Raw genomic sequence first — 17624 nt, forward strand, 5'->3', positions numbered from 1 at the left:
CTTGAATTAGGTTGCGGACGCTCCATCTGAGCCCAGCCAGCGCTTGAGCTGGCCATAAACCGCCGGACTGTGCAGCAGGGCCATATGGCCGGTTTCCACTGCGATCCACTGCCGATCGGGCGGAAACGCCAGCTGGCGCGCGGGCTCCGTATGCTGGCCCAGTGCGCTGGACAAGGGCACCAGACCGTCACCCAGCACCTCGTCGATCTTGCGCTCTTGCCCGGCCGCGGCAGGGGCCGCACCGAGGGTTGCGGCCACCGCAAAGCAAGCAACACCGTCCGGCAAAGCCAAGGGCTGGCGGGCATCCACACCGCTGGCGAAGCGATCCATGTCCTGCCAGTCCGCCGGCAACACGTTGCCGTGGCGCAGGTCGGTGATACCCGCGCTGCGGATCTGCCCTATCTGGGCAAATGGCCGCGTGACCGGATTGCTGCCCAGCACGGTGTCCACCCAGTTCCCGACTTTTTCCAGCGGTGCACCGTGATGCGGCGTACCAAGAAACACCAGGTTCCGGAGCCGGCCCAGCCAATGCAGCTCTCGGGAAGCCGCGCTGTGGCAGGCACTGCGCGCCACCAGGCCGCCCATGCTGTGGGTCAGCAAGGTGAGTTCTTCGACCGGCTGCGGCCAGGCCTGCAGCAAGGCTTCGAGCAGCGCGGCGAATTGCCCGCCATTGACCGAGGTGTGCAGGCCGGTGTTGTAGTGCAGGTAAACCGGGGTGTAGCCCAGCTCCCGGGCCTGCTGACCGTAGTCCTGCACTCCCACCGGCGTCTCGCTGCGCCACTGCAGATCGTTCATGCACAGGCCGTGAACAAGCACCAGAATTTTTCCGGTGATGCCTGGCAGTTGCCGCGCCAATGCGGCCTTGTCCAGCAGCAGGGTCTGGCCTTCGTGGCGCAGGCTCATCGAGATAGCCAGTGGATTGGCGGTGTCCAGCAACTGGTCTCCAAGCACGCCGTTGAGCGCGGACAGCAGGGCCTCGCGCTGGGGCGACGAGGCCTGCGGCGACTCGCGAGGCGCCACACGTGACAACACGGCCTCAACAGTGCCACCAGTCAACCGGGTGATGCCCTTGACCGCGCCATAGACCAGCCCGGTGATGCCCCGCTTGTTGACGCCCGACGCGCCGGCCGTGCGGTCCACAAAACGCTGGCCAGCCGGACCAAAAGGCGCAGCGACAGTTTTATAAACGTTGCCCTGTACTTTTTCGACCAATTCAGTAATGCCCAGCGTACCCCGCGTGGCGAGTTGCGCCAGGCCCTGAATATCGGAAGCATGCAGGTGGCTGCGCAGCTCGTTCAGCGAGGGCAACCGGGGCCGGCGCGGCGGTGGAATAGTCATACAGGCATTGTCGCGGCCGGCAAGGCGCACGTCCATGGGACGGGTTTTAGCCAGTTTTATGAAAGAAAAGTGACTCTAGCCCAATGAATTCGTGCGCCACTAGCTCTTAAAACAATAGCGAATGAAACCTAGAAGCGTTCGTGCGGAGCCAGGTAGCGCCACTGGCCCACAGGCAAATGGCCCAGGTTGACCATGCCGATGCGTACCCGTTTGAGCCCGGTCACAAACAGGCCGACCTGCTCGCACATGCGGCGGATCTGCCGCTTTTTGCCTTCCTTGAGCACAAAACGCAGTTGCTCCGGGTTTTGCCATTCGACGCGCGCCGGCTTCAGGGCCTCGCCATCCAGGCTCAGTCCGTGGCGCAGCTGGGCGAGTTTCTCTGGCGGAAACACGGCCTGCACATTGGCTGTTTCCGCACCATAGCTGACACGCACCAGATATTCCTTTTCAATCTCCGAGTCTTCACCAATCAGCTGGCGCGCGACGCGGCCGTCCTGCGTGAGCACCAGCAGGCCGATGGAGTCGATGTCGAGCCGGCCGGCCGGTGCCAGGCCGCGCAACTGCTCGTGGCCCCAGCGCATGCGGCTGTTGCACTCGCGCCAGCGGTTCTGCGGCTGCACCAGCACCACCGCAGGCTCGTGGCCGTCTTCGGCCTGGCCGCTGACATAACCCACCGGCTTGTTGATCAGGATGGTGACCTGCTGGCGTTGCTGCTGCTCGGCTTCGCGCGCCACCTCGATGCGCGCATTTGCCGCCACCGGCTGCCCCATCACTGCCGGCTGGCCATCCACACGCACCCAGCCGCGTGCAATCCAGTCATCGGCCTCTCGGCGCGAACACATGCCAAGTTCGGCCATGCGTTTGTTCAGTCGGACTGTCAATGCCGGAGCGCCCGGGGCCGCCACGGCTTTGGGAATGCGCACCGCAGCGCCAAGGGCGGGAGATTTGGGGGAGGTGGGTTCTGCCATGAAGAGTCCATTTTAGGACGGGATCACCCAACGCGGCACCACCGGCGGATCAGTGCAACTGCTGTTTGCTACACATTTAATAGCTGGTTGCGCAATCAATACAAGGGCCAGAGGCCTATTTATTGATTAATACTGTTGCGTAGCGCCGCCAGGTCCAGCACGCGCAAGCCCCCGTACTCCACACGAATCGTGCCTTGCGCTTCCAGCGCTGTCAGCGCTTCGTTCACGCGCTGACGTGACAGCCCGACCAGGTAGGCCATTTCCTGCTGGGTGATGCGCAGGATTTCACCAACGCCCGGATACAGCACGGGATTGAACAGCGCCGCCAGGCTGCGAGCCACGCGTACATCGGGGTTGTTCAGGCGGTCGATCTCGCGCGCGGCAATGAACTGGCCCAGGCGTTCATTGAGCTGGTTCATCACAAAACGATTGAAGCCGATGGAGTGATCCAGCAGCCAGTGAAAGGTATCCACCGGCAAACCCGCGACCACGCTTTTGCGCAACGCCTGGATGTTGTAGCGGTAAGGTTCGCGCTTGAGCGCCGTGCCTTCACCGAACCAGCCGCCCGGCGGTAAGCCGGCAAAGGTCATGGTTGCGCCCTGCGCGTTGTCACTGCTCATCTTGAGCAGGCCTTCGACGACGCCGAACCAGTAGGTCACCGGCTTGCCGACCCGGCAGACGTAGTCACCCGGTGCCGCGTCGCCCACCTGTAGCTGAGCCATCGCGCGTGCGCGCTCCTCCGGCAGAAGTTGCCACAGCCAGGGAATGCCCTGCTGCTCGTCAGGTGTGGGCGCCCTGCGGCGCTGGTGAAGGGTCAGGTCAGAGGACATGGGGTGACCGGGTCAGGTTGGAATTGCACCGCGGGAAACTCCGGGGAGGGCACACCCTCGGATTGTCGCTGGATAGACATTTTGCAGTCAATGCAAAGCCTAGCATCGGCCCACCTCAGAGATCAACCGAGCAGCAAGGACAGTATGACAAGCACCCCGACACACACCGCACCGACTCCTTCCCCGACACGCCGCCGCGCGCTGGGCACGCTTGCGGCCCTGCCGCTTGCCTTCCACGCACCGATGCGCGCAAGCACTACAGCGCCCCTACGCATCGCCCAATCAACCGCGCTCAGCGGGCCTCTGGGTGAACTGGGCCAGGCCATGCACCAGGGCGCCAAGGCCTGCTTTGCCGCCATCAATGCCAAGGGCGGCGTCAACGGCCGGCCGATTGAACTGGCAGCTGTTGACGATGGCTATGACGTCAAGCGCGCGCTCGCCAACGTGAAGGGCTTCATCGAGGACAGCAACAACTTCGCGCTGTTCAACTGCATGGGCACACCCATGATTGAGGCCATGCTACCGCAGGTGATCGAATCGGGCATTCCGTTTTTTGCACCCTTCTCCGGCGCCCTGTCCGTGCGCCCCAAAAATGCCCGCAACGTGTTCAACATCCGAGCCAGCTATGCAGACGAAGCTGAGCAACTGGTGCAACACCTGGCCACCGTCGGCATCAAGCGCATCGCCATCGTTTATCAGAACAACTCCTTCGGCAAGGAGGTTTTTGATGCCACCCAGCGCTCCATGACCAAACACAAGCTTGATGCCACGGCCATCGTCACGGTGGAAAACAACTCTTCAGATGCCGGTGCGGCTGCGGCAAAAATTGCGACCTCCAACCCGGAGGCGGTGCTGGTGGGATTGGCGGGCAAACCCACCATCGATTTTGTCAAGGCTACGCGCATGCACAGGAAAGGTCTGCCGTTGTATGCGCTGTCCATCATGGGCGCTGCAGCAACCCTCAAGGCCATGGGTGACGACGCCACCGGCATCGCGATTTCGCAGGTCGTTCCCCTGCCGAACAACACGGTGGTGCCGATGGTGCGCGAGTTCCAGCAGGCCTGGAAGGCGGCCGGTGCCACGCTGGCACCTTCGCACCTGGCGCTGGAGGGTTATGTCAACGCGCGGGCTTTTGCAGAAGCCTTGCGGCGTGCCGGAAACAACCCCACCCGCAACAGCTTCATCGACAACACCTGGAACATCAAGCGTTATGACCTCGGAGGCTTCGAGTTGAGTTTCACCGATTCGGCAACCAACGCATCGCGCTTTGTCGAACTCACCATGGTTTCACGCGACGGGCGCTTCATTCGTTAGCGCTACAGCACCCCGGGCACACCCCACTAGGACTTACCCGGAAATTGTCGTCGCAATGACACCATGACGTCAAACTCAGTCCTACCATGACATCACACCGCAGCCTCCCGGAACCCTGAATCGGAGGCGCACAAAAATGGAGACCAGGTACCGAATGCAGACCACCTTCCCCCGACTGCTGCTCAAGCATGCCGCGGAGCGTCCCACGGCGCCCGCCATGCGCGAGAAGGAATACGGCATCTGGCAGGCGCACAGCTGGGCCGGCATGGCCGCACTGGTTGAACACATTGCCTGTGGGCTGCACCAGGCCGGCCTGCAGCGCGGCGAGCACATGGTCGTCATCGGCGCCAACCGGCCCCGGCTGTACGCCACCATGCTGGCGGCGCAGTCCCTCGGCGCAATTGCCGTACCGCTGTACCAGGACGCGGTGGGCGCCGAATGTGTCTTCCCCATCACCAATGCGGAGGTACGTTTTGCGATGGTCGAGGACCAGGAGCAGGTCGACAAACTCATGGACATCCGCAGCCAGTGCCCGCAACTGTCCAGCATCATTTACGACGACCCCAAGGGGCTGCGCAATTACGTTGAGCCCGGTCTCGCTGCGCTTGACGCACTGATTGCGTCCGGAAAGACTTTTGCCGCTGCCAACCCCGGTTTTTTCACCGGACAGGTAGAGCAGGCGCATCCGGACGACGTAGCCGCCATGTTCTTCACCTCGGGGACCACCGGCAACCCCAAGGGCGTGGTGCACACGCACAACACCCTGCTCGACCGCGCCCAGGCTGGCGCCGAGTTCGACAGGTTGACAAGCAACGAGGAAGTGCTGGCCTACCTGCCGCCGGCGTGGATCGGTCAGAACATTTTCAGCTATGCCCAGTGGCTGTGCTGCGGCTACGTGGTGAACTGCCCCGAAAACGCCAGCACGGTGACGATCGATCTGAAAGAAGTCGGCCCGACGTATTACTTCGCGCCGCCCCGCGTGTTTGAAGGGCTGCTCACCAGCGTGATGATCCGCATGGAAGATGCGGGCCTCCTCAAGCGCAAGATGTTTCACTTCTTCATGGACGTGGCCAAACGGGTGGGCCCGGCGCTGATGGATGGCCAGCCGATAGGCATCGGCGACCGGCTGCTCTATGCACTGGGCCAGGTCATGGCCTATGGCCCGCTGCGCAACAACCTGGGTTTCAGCCGCGTCAGGGTCGCCTACACGGCGGGTGAAGCAATCGGCCCGGACCTGTTCACCTTTTACCGATCCATCGGTATCAATCTCAAGCAGCTTTACGGGTCCACCGAAACGGCCGTGTTCGTCTGCCTGCAGCCGGACAACCAGGCGCGCGCGGACACGGTGGGTGTGCCGATCAAGGGCGTGGAGATCAAGGTTGCTGACAACGGCGAAATCCTCGTCAAGTCCGCCGGCCTGCTGAAGGGTTACTACAAGAACCCGGAAGCTACTGCCGAAGTGCTGACAGCCGACGGCTGGTACCACACCAGCGACGCGGGCTTTCTGGACGCCGGCGGCCACCTGAAGATCATTGACCGCGTGAAAGACGTAGGACGCATCAAGGGCGGCGTCAATGACGGCGCCATGTTTGCACCCAAGTACGTCGAAAACAAGCTGAAGTTTTTCCCGCACATCAAGGAAGTTGTGGCTTACGGCGACGGCCGCGAAAAAGTCTGCGTGATGATCAACATCGACTTCGACGCGGTGGGGAACTGGGCTGAGCGGCGCAACCTGCCTTATGCCGGCTACACCGACCTGGCGCAAAAGCCGGAGGTGTACCAGCTCATCAAGGAGTGTGTTGAAAAGGTCAACGCCGACCTGAGCGCCGATACCCTGCTGGCGGGCTCGCAGATCAGCCGCTTCCTGGTGCTGCACAAGGAGCTCGACGCCGACGACGGCGAGCTGACCCGGACCAACAAGGTGCGCCGCGGTTTCATCGCCGAGAAATACCTGCCCCTGGTCGACGCGCTGTACAGCGGAAAAACAGAGCAGTTCATTGAAACCGTGGTCAAGTTTGAAGACGGCCGCAGCGGCAGCGTGAGCGCGACCTTGAAGATTTCGGACGCAACAACATTTCCACCTGTGAAGGCAGCAGCAGCATGATCGCAGCGCAGAACCGCTTCAAGCAAGATCGCACTCCCTCAGGGGGCAGTGCAGCCGCCTTGGCGGCAAACGTGGGGGCCCAATGAGCACCATTCCCCTGCGGACCGAACCCGTTGAAGCCATCGAACCAGCTGCCGCGGCGCGCCTCGTCGAACAGACCAGCGCCAACCAGACCATCGGCACGGCCAAAAAAATCGGCGAGGTCATTCTCGATGTCAATAACATCTCACTGAGCTTTGGCGGAGTCAAGGCCCTCTCGGACATTTCCTTCAACGTCAAAGAGCATGAGATCCGCGCCATCATCGGCCCCAACGGCGCAGGCAAAAGCTCCATGCTGAATTGCATCAACGGCGTCTATGCGCCGCAGCAGGGCTCCATCACTTTCCGGGGTCAGACCTTCAAACACATGAACAGCCACCAGGTGGCTGTGATGGGCGTCGCGCGCACCTTCCAGAACCTGGCGCTGTTCAAGGGCATGAGCGTGCTCGACAACATCATGGCCGGGCGCAACCTGAAGATCAAAAGCAACCTGCTGCTGCAGGCGCTGCGCATCGGTCCGGCAGAACGGGAAGAGTTCCAGCATCGTGAGGCGGTCGAAAAAATCATCGACTTCCTGGAAATCCAGGCCTACCGCAAGACACCGGTCGGGCAACTGCCCTATGGCCTGCAAAAGCGGGTGGACCTGGGCCGCGCGCTGGCCATGGAGCCGCAAGTGCTGCTGCTCGACGAACCCATGGCCGGCATGAACGTGGAAGAAAAGCAGGACATGTGCCGCTTTGTGCTTGATGTCAATGACGAATTCGGCACGACCGTGGTCCTGATCGAACACGACATGGGCGTGGTCATGGACATCTCAGACCGCGTCGTGGTGCTCGACTACGGAAAAAAAATCGGCGACGGCACGCCCGACGAAGTACGCAACAACGAAGACGTGATCCGGGCCTACCTGGGAACGAGCCACTAACTATGTACAACAACATCAACACTGAACAGGCCCATTCAAGCGGCCGCAGTGGAACCGGCTTCGCCGGGCCACAAGCGGCGTCCCCCGGAGGGGGAGAGGCCGCTACGCGAAGCGAGTCGGCAACAGGGGGGAGCCAATAACATGGGTTCATTTCTCGAAACCGTCATCGGCGGCCTGATGTCCGGCATGCTGTATTCGCTGGTCGCGCTGGGCTTTGTGCTGATCTACAAGGCTTCGGGCGTTTTCAATTTCGCCCAAGGCGCCATGGTGCTGTTTGCCGCGCTGGCCATGGCGCGGTTTTCCGAGTGGATACCGCAGTTCACGGGCTTGGACAACAAGTTCTTGAACAACGCACTGGCCTTCGCAGTCGCGCTGGCCATCATGGTGGTGGTGGCCTGGTTGATTGAAAAACTGGTGCTCAGCAAGCTCGTGAATCAGGAAGGTGTCGCGCTGTTGATGGCGACTCTCGGCATTTCCTATTTCCTGGACGGCTTTGGCCAGACCATCTTCGGCTCCAGCATCTACAAGATTGACGTGGGCATGCCCAAGGACCCCATGTTTCTGCTGGAAGGCGTCTTTCAGGGCGGCTTGCTGGTGAATCAGGAGGATCTGGTCGCCGCGCTGATCGCCACTGCTCTGGTGGCCGCACTGGCCGCCTTCTTCCAGTACACCAGCACCGGGCGCGCCCTGCGCGCCGTGGCGGACGACCATCAGGCCGCGCAATCCATCGGTATTCCACTGAACCGCATCTGGGTCATCGTCTGGAGTGTTGCAGGCTTTGCGGCGCTGGTGGCCGGCATCATCTGGGGCAGCAAGCTGGGGGTGCAGTTCTCCCTCTCGGTGCTCGCGCTGAAGGCGCTTCCGCTGGTGATTCTGGGTGGCCTGACTTCTGTTCCCGGCGCCATTGTGGGCGGGCTGATCCTGGGCGTAGGCGAAAAACTCGCCGAGGTTTTTCTTGGCCCTTATGTGGGCGGCGGGATAGAGATCTGGTTTGCCTATGTGCTGGCTTTGTGCGTGCTGCTGGTAAGGCCCCAAGGCTTGTTTGGCGAAAAAATAATTGACCGCGTCTGAGCCAAACCCACACAAGAAAAAATCATGTTCTACAGAGAAAACGGCCAATTCAAAACTAGCTACCGGGCAGACCAGCAGATCTTCCCCATCCTGCAGGATCGCCTGGCCATTGCGCTTTTGCTGGCCTTTGCCTTTGCCGTCGTGCCGTTTGTGGCCAGCGACTATCTGTTTCGAGCCATCCTGATCCCCTTCCTGATTTTCTCGCTGGCTGCCGTCGGCGTGAACATTCTGGTGGGGTACTGCGGCCAGATCTCACTGGGCTCTGGCGCCTTCATGGCTGTGGGCGCGTACGGTGCGTACAACTTTTTTGTCCGCATTCCCGGCATGCCCCTGATTCCCGCGTTGATTCTGGGCGGACTGTGCGCCATGGTCTTTGGGATTTTGTTCGGCCTGCCCAGCTTGCGCGTCAAGGGCCTGTACTTGGCGGTGACCACCCTGGCCGCGCAGTTTTTCAGCGACTGGATGTTTCTGCGCATCAAGTGGTTCACGCTGGACACGCCCTCGGGCTCGGTGTCCGTGTCCAACCTTCAGGTGTTCGGCATTCCCCTCGAAAGTGCGGTCAACAAGTACTTGTTTTGCCTGGTGATCGTGGTGGTAATGACGCTTCTGGCCAAAAACCTGGTGCGCGGTGCCATCGGCCGTGAGTGGATGGCCATCCGAGACATGGACGTGGCTGCGGCGGTCATCGGCATCCGGCCGATGTACGCCAAGCTCAGTGCTTTTGCCGTCAGCTCTTTCATCATTGGCGTGGCAGGTGCCTTGCTGGCTTTTATCTACCTGGGCGCGTGGGAGCCAGCCGCCTTCTCGGTGGATCAATCGTTCAAGCTTTTATTCATGGTGATCATCGGCGGCATGGGCGCCATCATGGGAAGCTTTTTTGGTGCGGCCTTCATCACGATTTTGCCGATTGCACTGAGCCAGTTTCTGCCGGCGATAGCGAGCTGGTTCGGCATTGAAATGTCGACTGCGGGCGTTTCGCATGCGGAGCTGATGATTTTCGGCGGCCTGATCGTCTGGTTCCTGATCGTCGAGCCACACGGGCTGGCCAAACTCTGGTCCATTGGCAAGCAGAAGATGCGGCTCTGGCCCTTCCCTCATTAGAACCATGGCGTACTAGGGTTAAGGATTACTCGAAATCACCCATGTGTTTTGAAAGATTCGCGCGTTTACTGGCAGATCAGTTTTTTCAGGTGTTTTTTTAATTTTTAGGAGACAACAATGAAGGTTCGTAATTTGATACTGGCAATCACCGCCGTAGCAGCAGGTGCTTCTTCGCTGGTGACCACCACTGCCTTTGCTCAAGCCAAAGAGCAGTTCATTCCGGTGCTGTCCTATCGCACAGGTCCCTATGCTCCCAATGGCACGCCCTGGGTGAATGGCTATGTTGACTATTTCAAGCTGGTCAATGCCCGAGGTGGCCTCAACGGGGTCAAGATTGCCTGGGAAGAGTGCGAAACCGGCTATGACACGGCGCGAAGCGTGGAATGCTACGAACGCCTGAAGGGAAAGAACGGCGGCGCCTCGCTGGTGCAGCCACTGTCCACCGGCGCCACCTTTGCCATCACCGAAAAAGCGCCAGTTGACAAAATCTCCGTCGTTACCGTGGGCTACGGCCGCAGCGAGAGCGCGGACGGCTCGGTTTTCAAATGGAACTTTCCGATCGCCGGCACCTACTGGGTGGCAGCCGACGCCATTACACAGGCCATCGGTAAAAAAGAAGGCGGTCTCGACAAGCTCAAAGGCAAGAAAATCGCGCTGGTATATCACGACAGTCCGTACGGCAAGGAGCCCATCGCCCTGCTCCAGGAGCGCAGCAGGCAACTCGGCTTTGAACTCCAGCTGCTGCCCGTGACGGCACCCGGTGTGGAGCAGAAAGCTACCTGGCTGCAGATCCGTCAATCCAAACCCGACTACACCTTGCTATGGGGCTGGGGCGTGATGAACTCCACCGCTATCAAGGAAGCGCAAGCCACCGGCTACCCGCGCGAAAAAATGTATGGCGTATGGTGGGCCGGCGCCGAGCCTGATGTCAAGGACGTGGCCGAGGGAGCCAAAGGCTACAACGCCGTGACCCTGCAACACGGTGCTGACACCAAAGCCAAGGTGGTCCAGGATGTGCTGACCATGGTGCATGCCAAGGGCCAGGGCACGGGCCCCAAGGACGAAGTCGGCCAGGTGCTGTACATGCGCGGTGCCATGAGCGCCATGCTGGGCCTGGAGGGCATTCGCGCCGCGCAGGATCGCTTTGGCAAGGGCAAGGTCATGACGGGTGAGCAGGTCCGCTGGGGGCTGGAAAACCTGAACCTGACCCAGGCCAAGCTGGACGCACTCGGTTTTGCCGGCGTCATGCGGCCGATCAGCACCTCTTGCATGGACCACATGGGTGCGGCATGGGCCCGTATTCACACCTGGGACGGCAAGGCCTGGAAGTTCACTTCCGACTGGCTGCAGGCTGACGAGCAGATCATCAAACCGATGGTCAAAGCCACCGCTGCCAAATACGCGGCGGAAAAGAAACTCACCGCGCGCACTCCGGCCGACTGCCAATCCTGATGTCCTGAACGATTCAACCCCCTCCCTGCGGGGAGGGGTGCGGCTCAGCCGAGCCGCCAAACGCCAGCGCTTCGACAACTCTCGCAGCGCTGCTGTTTGGTTCCAATCAAGCAGAAACACCGCATGGAAAAAACTGACATAGCCAACGACATCGTCCTCAACGTCAACGGAATCGAGGTTATCTACAACCACGTGATTCTTGTGCTCAAAGGCGTGTCACTGCAGGTGCCGCAAGGCCGGATCGTCGCTATCCTGGGCGGCAACGGCGCAGGCAAGACGACCACCTTGCGGGCCGTTTCCAACCTGCTCAAGGGCGAGCGGGGCGCGGTCACCAAGGGTTCGATTGAACTGCGCGGCGAGCGCATCGAAAACCTGTCACCCGCCGACTTGGTGCAGCGCGGCGTGGTGCAGGTCATGGAAGGCCGCCACTGTTTTGCCCACCTGACGATCGAGGAAAACCTGTTGACCGGCGCCTACACCCGCAAGAGCAAGGTAGAGGTGGCGGCTAATCTGGAAAAGGTCTACAACTACTTTCCCCGGCTGAAAACACGGCGTAGCTCGCAGGCGGCCTACACCTCGGGAGGCGAGCAGCAAATGTGCGCCATCGGCCGCGCGCTCATGGCCAACCCCACCATGGTGCTGCTGGACGAACCCTCCATGGGCTTGGCGCCGCAGATCGTCGAAGAGGTTTTTGAAATCGTCAAAGACCTCAACCAGAAGGAGAAAGTGACCTTTCTCCTGGCCGAGCAGAACACCAACATGGCCCTGAAATATGCCGACTATGGCTACATCATGGAAAGCGGCCGGGTGGTGATGGACGGCCAGGCCGCCGATTTGGCGAACAACGAAGACGTCAAGGAGTTCTACCTCGGCGTTGGCGGCGGCGAGCGCAAGAGCTTCAAGGACGTTAAAAGCTACAAGCGCCGCAAGCGCTGGCTTGCATGAAGCCCCCACGGTTGCTCACTGCGAGCCTGCGGCAACGCCCTGCCCCTTGCGCTGGAAAAGGGGGCGCTGCGCCTGCGGTCCGGCAAAGCCGGTCCCGCGGCCCCTGCTGGCAAAGAGGGGAGCCCAACGCTCCCTCGGAGATCTTATGACTGAGTATTACGACGCCCTGGAGACACGTGACCCGGCCGCCCGCGAGACCCAGCTGATGGCGGCGCTGTCGGCCCAGGTGGCGCATGCGCAAACGGCCTCGCCGGCTTTTGCAGCCATTCTGGCCGGCGTTGACGCTGCCCGCGTCCGCTCCCGAGAAGCGCTGGCCCAACTTCCCGTCACCCGCAAGCATGAACTTCTTGAGCGCCAACAAGCCAGCCGTGTCACAGATCCGTTTGGCGGTTTTTCTGCACTGTCGCGTGGTCCGGAAATGTCGCGTATTTTTTCTTCTCCGGGGCCGATTTACGAGCCCGAAGGCACGGCCAAAGATTATTGGCGGGCGGCGCGCGCGCTTTTTGCCGCCGGATTTTGCTCCGGCGATCTGGTTCATAACGCCTTCAGCTACCACATGACGCCAGGTGCTTTCATCATGGAGTCGGGGGCGCACGCGCTCGGTTGCACCGTATTTCCCGCCGGCGTGGGCCAGACTGAGCAGCAACTCCAGGCCATTGCCGAACTGCGGCCTCAAGCCTACATGGGCACGCCCAGCTTCCTGCGTATCCTGGTGGAGAAAGCGCTCGAAACGGGTAGCGATATCTCCAGCTTGCGCAAGGGACTGACGGGCGGCGAGGCGCTGCCCCCCAGCCTGCGTGACTGGTTCGCCGAACGTGGTTTGGCTGTTTACCAGAGCTTCGCGACTGCCGACCTCGGCCTGATCGCTTACGAAACCACTTCACGCGAGGGCCTGGTGCTCGACGAAGGTGTGATTGTGGAGATTGTCCGGCCCGGCACCGGGGACCCAGTGCCTGAGGGTGAAGTTGGCGAGCTGGTGGTTACCGCCCTGAACACCGCTTACCCTTTGATACGTTTCGGGACGGGCGACCTGTCAGCCGTCCTGCCCGGCACCTGCCCGACGGGCAGAACCAACACCCGCATCAAGGGATGGATGGGCCGGGCCGACCAGACGACAAAAATACGCGGCATGTTTGTGCACCCGGGACAGGTGGCCGATATCACCCGCCGCTTTCCGGAGGTGCTCAAGGCCCGTTTGGTTGTTACCGGGGAAATGGCCAATGACAACATGATCCTCCAAGTGGAAGCCGCTTCTGTGCCCGAGGGTCTGGAGACCCGGATCAGCGAGGCAATCCGCGACGTGACCAAGCTGCGCGGCCATGTCGAGCTGATGGCGCCGGGCAGCCTGCCCAACGACGGCAAGGTCATTGAGGACGCCCGAAGCTATAAATAGAGCCCCCACGTTCGCTCACTGCGTGTAGCTCTCTGCCCCCCCGAGGGGGCGCTGCGCCTGCGGGCCGGCATAGCCGGACCCGCGGCCCCTGCTTGAAAAAAGAGCCGCCGACTCCTCACTTCCTATCCGTTCGTCCTGAGCCTGTCGAAGGATGCCCCTTGTTGGGCGCTGCGCCTGCGGCCCGGCGGAGCCGGTTCTGTGGCCCTGGCTGGCCTGGAACCTCTTGCATCGCGCACTGCACTGGCCGCGAGGAACCTGAGGACTTGCCCTTACGTAGTTCCCGCGATGGACGGGGCCCCGCCGGCTCCTACACTGGCGAGGTCCATTTCAAAGGAGACTTTATGAAACGCCTGTTAGTTCTTGCTGCGGCTGCGACAGCCCTTTTCGCCAATGCACAAACCTACCCCGGCTCCAAGCCGATTTCGATCGTGGTTCCGTTTGCTGCGGGTGGTCCTACCGACCGCGTCGCGCGCGACCTGGCCGAGGCCATGCGCAAAGCCCTTCCCGGCTCCAACTTCGTCGTGGAAAACGTCAACGGCGCGGGTGGCACGATTGGCGCCACCAAGGTGGCCAAGGCCAGCCCGGACGGCCACACCCTGCTGCTGTTTCATATCGGCATGGCCTCGACACCTGCCCTGTACCGCAAGCTGCAGTACAAGCCGCTGGAAGACTTCGAATACCTCGGCCTGGTCAACGAGGTGCCCATGACCCTGATCGGCAAACCCCAGTTGCCGGCCAACACCTACCGCGACTTCGAAAATTACATCAGGGCCAACTCGGGCAAGCTCAACATTGCCCATGCGGGTCTGGGTTCCGCCTCGCACCTGTGCGGCCTGATGTGGCAATCGGCGATCAACGCCAAGGAAGCCATGACCACCATTCCCTTCGGCGGCACCGGCCCGGCGATGAATGCGCTGGTCGGCGGTCAGGTGGATCTGATGTGCGACCAGACCACCAACACCACCGGCCAGATTGAAGCCGGCCGCGTCAAGGCCTTTGCGGTGACCACCGCCAAGCCATTGAGCAAGCACAAACTGCTCAAGGATTACCCGTCGCTGCAGGAAATGGGCCTCAAGGGTTTTGACCTGACCATCTGGCACGGTCTGTATGCCCCCAAAGGCACACCACCCGCCATCCTGACGCAGCTGAACACAGCACTCAAAGCCGCATTGAAAGATGCCGACTTCATTAAAAAGCAGGACGGCCTGGGCGCTGTGGTCGTCACGGACAACCGTGTTGAACCTGCGGCCCACAAAGCTTTTGTCGCAGGACAGATTGCCAAGCTCAAGCCGGTGATCGAAGCCGCTGGCAAGTTTGCCGACTGATCTGCGTCGCCCCGCAAAAAAGCCGCCGGCCGCAAGCCCGGCGGCTTTTTTTTGCCCCTGCCGTCCCTGGCATCGATCACGGAACCGGGTCGCCACGGTCGATTTTCAGCCGGCGCGACTCGCGCCCGGCCACCTTTCTGGCCGGGATTGCCCCGATTGAAACGGCTACCCCTTCACCCTAAGGTAAGGCTGCCTTTGACACCTCCACACAGGAAATTCTGATGCCCCCCATTTTTAAGACAAATCGACGCCTGGCCCTTTCCAGCATTGCGCTGGCAGCTATTGGTTTCATAGCAATACCGGCCGCCGTGGCGCAGACGGCCTGGCCCACCAAGCCGGTGCGTATCGTCGTGCCCTTTGCACCCGGCGGCACCACCGACATCCTTGCGCGCGCCATTGCGCCCGAGCTGACCCGGGTTTTTGGCCAGCCCTTCATCGTGGACAACAGGGCGGGCGCCGGCGGCAATGTGGGGGCCGACCTGGTGGCCAAATCACCCGGCGACGGCTACACCCTGCTGATGGGCACGGTGGGCACACACGGCATCAACAAGTCGCTGTACAGCAAGATGCCTTTTGACCCGCAGAAGGACTTTGCACCCGTCACGCTGGTGGCCGGTGTGCCCAATGTGATGGTGATGAACGCCGACAAAGCCGCCAAGCTGGGCATCAACAGCGTGACCGACTTCGTCAAATATGCCAAGGCGCATCCGGGTCAGTTCAGCATGGCCTCCAGCGGCAACGGCACCTCCATCCATCTGGCCGGCGAGCTGTTCAAGTCGCAAACCGGGATTTTCATGACGCATATTCCCTACCGCGGTTCCGGCCCGGCCCTGCTCGACCTGGTGGGAGGCAGTGTGGATGTGATGTTCGACAACCTGCCCTCGGCCATGCCGCAAATCAAGGGCGGCAAACTCAAGGCCTTTGCCGTCACCAGCGCCCAGCGCTCGACCGCCATGCCCGAATTGCCCACAGTGGAGGAAGCCGGCAAGCTCAAGGGTTTTGAGGCCAGCAGTTGGTTCGGCTTGCTGGCACCCGCCGGCACGCCGCCCGAGGTGGTTAGCCGCATCCAGCAGGAAGTGGCCAAGGCCCTGGCCACACCGGCCATCAAGGAAAAAATGCTGGCCCAGGGCGCCATTCCAAGCGGCAACACACCGCAGGAATTTGCCAAGATGATTGAGGCTGAAATCGCCAAATGGGCCCTGGTCGTGAAGGCCTCGGGCGCCAAGGTCGATTAACGAGCGGCGGGCCACTGTCCCGCGAGCGAGTTTCTTTTCAAGCAGGGGCCGCGGGTCCGGCTTTGCCGGCCCGCAGGCGCAGCGCCCCCTCGGGGGCAGCGTAGTACGCGAAGCGACTAGCGTGGGGGCTGTATTTCTAGACTCCCCAGACCACCTCATGCCCGGCCTTGTGGTTTCGCTCGAGCATCTCGATAAACGGCAGAGCACGTTGGCGCAAACCCAGACCCTCGCGGGGCACCGTGTCGGGGGCATCATCATCATGGGATTCTTCGAGTGCAATGGCCACCTGCAGCGCAACGATGGCCGCCGGCATCTGCTCGGGCAGGATGATGCCTTTGGGCCCGGCCTCCTTGCCTATGACTTCAAGCACCCGACGACCATTCGCCTCGAGCATGATGAGGTCGCCGGAAGCTTTGGACTTGAATTTGTAGAGCATGAACGACTCCTCATGGTTGCGTGAATAAATCTGATTATGGTCGCGTCCCCGGCCTGGACCTGTAGGCGGCTTTCCCGTGCGGGACAACCGCCGTGAAGCAAAATAAGGGGCTATGTTCAATATACCCAGCGTTCCAAAACCCGCCGTCCAGGGGCTGAGCCAGGACGGCCTCGCCCTGCTGTCGCCCGCCGACCTTGCCGCAACTCTGCCAACGGGCTGGGCGCGAGGCTGGCCCGCGCTGGGCGCTTCCTGGGAGCACCTGCCGCCCGATACCCACCTCAAGGATGGCGGCCACTACCGCCGGCGCCGGCACAGCTGCTTCATCCAGGACCTGCCCGGCGGCCAGCTGGTGCAGACGCCGCACCGCGCGCACTGGCAACCCACCGACTACAACGCCTTGCATGGCGGCTTTGAGCGCTGGTTTGAACCGGTCGACCCTGCGGTGGCCACAGCGCCCGCCTGGAGCAGCCTGCTGGCCGGGCTCGGACAACTGTTCGGCCAGGTGCGGCCCGTCCCGCGCTGGTACATCGAGGCTCACCAGTTCCGCATCGATACCACGGGCGGCGTGGGCCGGCCGACCCCGGAAGGCGCACACCGGGACGGTGTCGACTTCGTGGTGGTGATGCTGGTGGCACGGCGCGGCGTCAAGGGCGGCGAAACCCGCGTCTTCGACGCCAACGGCCCGCATGGCTTGCGCTTTGTCATGCAGGAGCCGCTGACCATGCTGCTGCTGGACGACGCCCGGGTGATTCATGAAACCACGCCCATCCTGCCCCAGGAAGCGGGCGAGGTGGACGGGCACCGCGACACCTTGGTGCTGACCTACCGGGCGGGTGACTTTCAAGCACCTTGAGCCCCCACGGTCGCTCACTGCGTGTAGCTCCCGAGGCCTTGCAGGCCGCGGCTCGCGAGACGCTTCGCCTCTGTCGCCTGTCCAAAGCTGCTCAAGCAGCTTTGGAGCCGCAGGCTCCAGCCCCTCGGGGCCACTGCGCCTGCGGGCCGGCAAAGCCGGACCCGCGGCCCCGGCTTGAAAAGAGCTGCCTCGTCCGCGGCAATTCACGGTCCGTCGGGGGACAGCGTTAACCATGACGTTACAACCCTCAAAATCGCTTGACGAAAATAGTTTAAACCTAAACAATTAAGATTCG

The 17624-nt window shown here is 61.7% G+C and carries 15 protein-coding genes; 11 read left to right on the plus strand and 4 right to left on the minus strand.

Going from position 1 to position 17624, the window contains the following annotated elements; translation table 11 throughout:
- Nucleotides 1-6: 6 nt before the first annotated feature.
- From B0B52_RS04610 to B0B52_RS04620, 3 genes are all read right to left on the minus strand, one after another.
- Complete coding sequence (locus B0B52_RS04610) at nucleotides 7-1374, minus strand: triacylglycerol lipase (RefSeq protein ID WP_254425639.1); 1368 nt, start codon at nucleotides 1372-1374, stop codon at nucleotides 7-9.
- A gap of 92 nt (nucleotides 1375-1466) precedes the next feature.
- Nucleotides 1467-2306, minus strand: a complete 840-nt coding sequence (locus B0B52_RS04615; protein ID WP_077592445.1) for a pseudouridine synthase — start codon at nucleotides 2304-2306, stop codon at nucleotides 1467-1469.
- 119 nt (nucleotides 2307-2425) lie between these two features.
- Nucleotides 2426-3136: a Crp/Fnr family transcriptional regulator gene (locus B0B52_RS04620; protein ID WP_077592446.1), complete on the minus strand. Its 711-nt coding sequence runs from the start codon at nucleotides 3134-3136 to the stop codon at nucleotides 2426-2428.
- A gap of 144 nt (nucleotides 3137-3280) precedes the next feature.
- Here B0B52_RS04620 and B0B52_RS04625 point away from each other — a divergent pair, with 144 nt between their 5' ends.
- The 10 genes from B0B52_RS04625 (at nucleotide 3281) to B0B52_RS04670 (ending at nucleotide 16040) form a co-directional block, all read left to right on the plus strand.
- Nucleotides 3281-4450, plus strand: coding sequence for an ABC transporter substrate-binding protein (locus B0B52_RS04625; protein WP_077592447.1), 1170 nt, complete (start codon nucleotides 3281-3283; stop codon nucleotides 4448-4450).
- A gap of 154 nt (nucleotides 4451-4604) precedes the next feature.
- On the plus strand, nucleotides 4605-6554 hold the full coding sequence (locus B0B52_RS04630; protein WP_077592448.1) for a long-chain fatty acid--CoA ligase: 1950 nt from the start codon (nucleotides 4605-4607) through the stop codon (nucleotides 6552-6554).
- Between the two features lie 82 nt (nucleotides 6555-6636).
- Nucleotides 6637-7518 carry an ABC transporter ATP-binding protein gene (locus tag B0B52_RS04635; RefSeq protein WP_254425640.1) on the plus strand — a complete coding sequence of 294 codons (882 nt, stop codon included), beginning with the start codon at nucleotides 6637-6639 and terminating at the stop codon, nucleotides 7516-7518.
- A gap of 141 nt (nucleotides 7519-7659) precedes the next feature.
- Nucleotides 7660-8589 carry a branched-chain amino acid ABC transporter permease gene (locus B0B52_RS04640; RefSeq protein WP_077592449.1) on the plus strand — a complete coding sequence of 310 codons (930 nt, stop codon included), beginning with the start codon at nucleotides 7660-7662 and terminating at the stop codon, nucleotides 8587-8589.
- A 24-nt stretch (nucleotides 8590-8613) separates the two neighbouring features.
- The gene (locus B0B52_RS04645) at nucleotides 8614-9690 is read left to right on the plus strand and encodes a branched-chain amino acid ABC transporter permease (protein WP_077592450.1); all 1077 of its coding nucleotides are present in this window, start codon (nucleotides 8614-8616) and stop codon (nucleotides 9688-9690) included.
- A gap of 117 nt (nucleotides 9691-9807) precedes the next feature.
- A complete protein-coding gene (locus B0B52_RS04650) occupies nucleotides 9808-11142 on the plus strand; it encodes an ABC transporter substrate-binding protein (protein WP_077592451.1) in 1335 nt (444 codons plus the stop codon).
- Between the two features lie 123 nt (nucleotides 11143-11265).
- On the plus strand, nucleotides 11266-12087 hold the full coding sequence (locus B0B52_RS04655; protein WP_077592452.1) for an ABC transporter ATP-binding protein: 822 nt from the start codon (nucleotides 11266-11268) through the stop codon (nucleotides 12085-12087).
- A gap of 145 nt (nucleotides 12088-12232) precedes the next feature.
- Complete coding sequence (locus tag B0B52_RS04660) at nucleotides 12233-13480, plus strand: phenylacetate--CoA ligase family protein (RefSeq protein ID WP_077592453.1); 1248 nt, start codon at nucleotides 12233-12235, stop codon at nucleotides 13478-13480.
- Nucleotides 13481-13821: 341 nt separating this feature from the next.
- Nucleotides 13822-14805 carry a tripartite tricarboxylate transporter substrate-binding protein gene (locus B0B52_RS04665; protein ID WP_077592454.1) on the plus strand — a complete coding sequence of 328 codons (984 nt, stop codon included), beginning with the start codon at nucleotides 13822-13824 and terminating at the stop codon, nucleotides 14803-14805.
- Nucleotides 14806-15026: 221 nt separating this feature from the next.
- Nucleotides 15027-16040 (plus strand): tripartite tricarboxylate transporter substrate binding protein, encoded by a 1014-nt coding sequence (locus B0B52_RS04670; protein ID WP_077592455.1) that lies wholly within the window; start codon nucleotides 15027-15029, stop codon nucleotides 16038-16040.
- A 136-nt stretch (nucleotides 16041-16176) separates the two neighbouring features.
- Here B0B52_RS04670 and B0B52_RS04675 read toward each other — a convergent pair whose 3' ends face one another.
- Nucleotides 16177-16476, minus strand: coding sequence for a DUF1840 domain-containing protein (locus tag B0B52_RS04675; protein ID WP_077592456.1), 300 nt, complete (start codon nucleotides 16474-16476; stop codon nucleotides 16177-16179).
- A gap of 112 nt (nucleotides 16477-16588) precedes the next feature.
- Between B0B52_RS04675 and B0B52_RS04680 the strand changes: the two genes are divergently transcribed.
- A complete protein-coding gene (locus B0B52_RS04680; protein ID WP_077592457.1) occupies nucleotides 16589-17329 on the plus strand; it encodes a 2OG-Fe dioxygenase family protein in 741 nt (246 codons plus the stop codon).
- Nucleotides 17330-17624: the final 295 nt, after the last annotated feature.

The organism is Polaromonas sp. A23, from assembly GCF_002001015.1.
GTDB lineage: Bacteria > Pseudomonadota > Gammaproteobacteria > Burkholderiales > Burkholderiaceae_C > Polaromonas.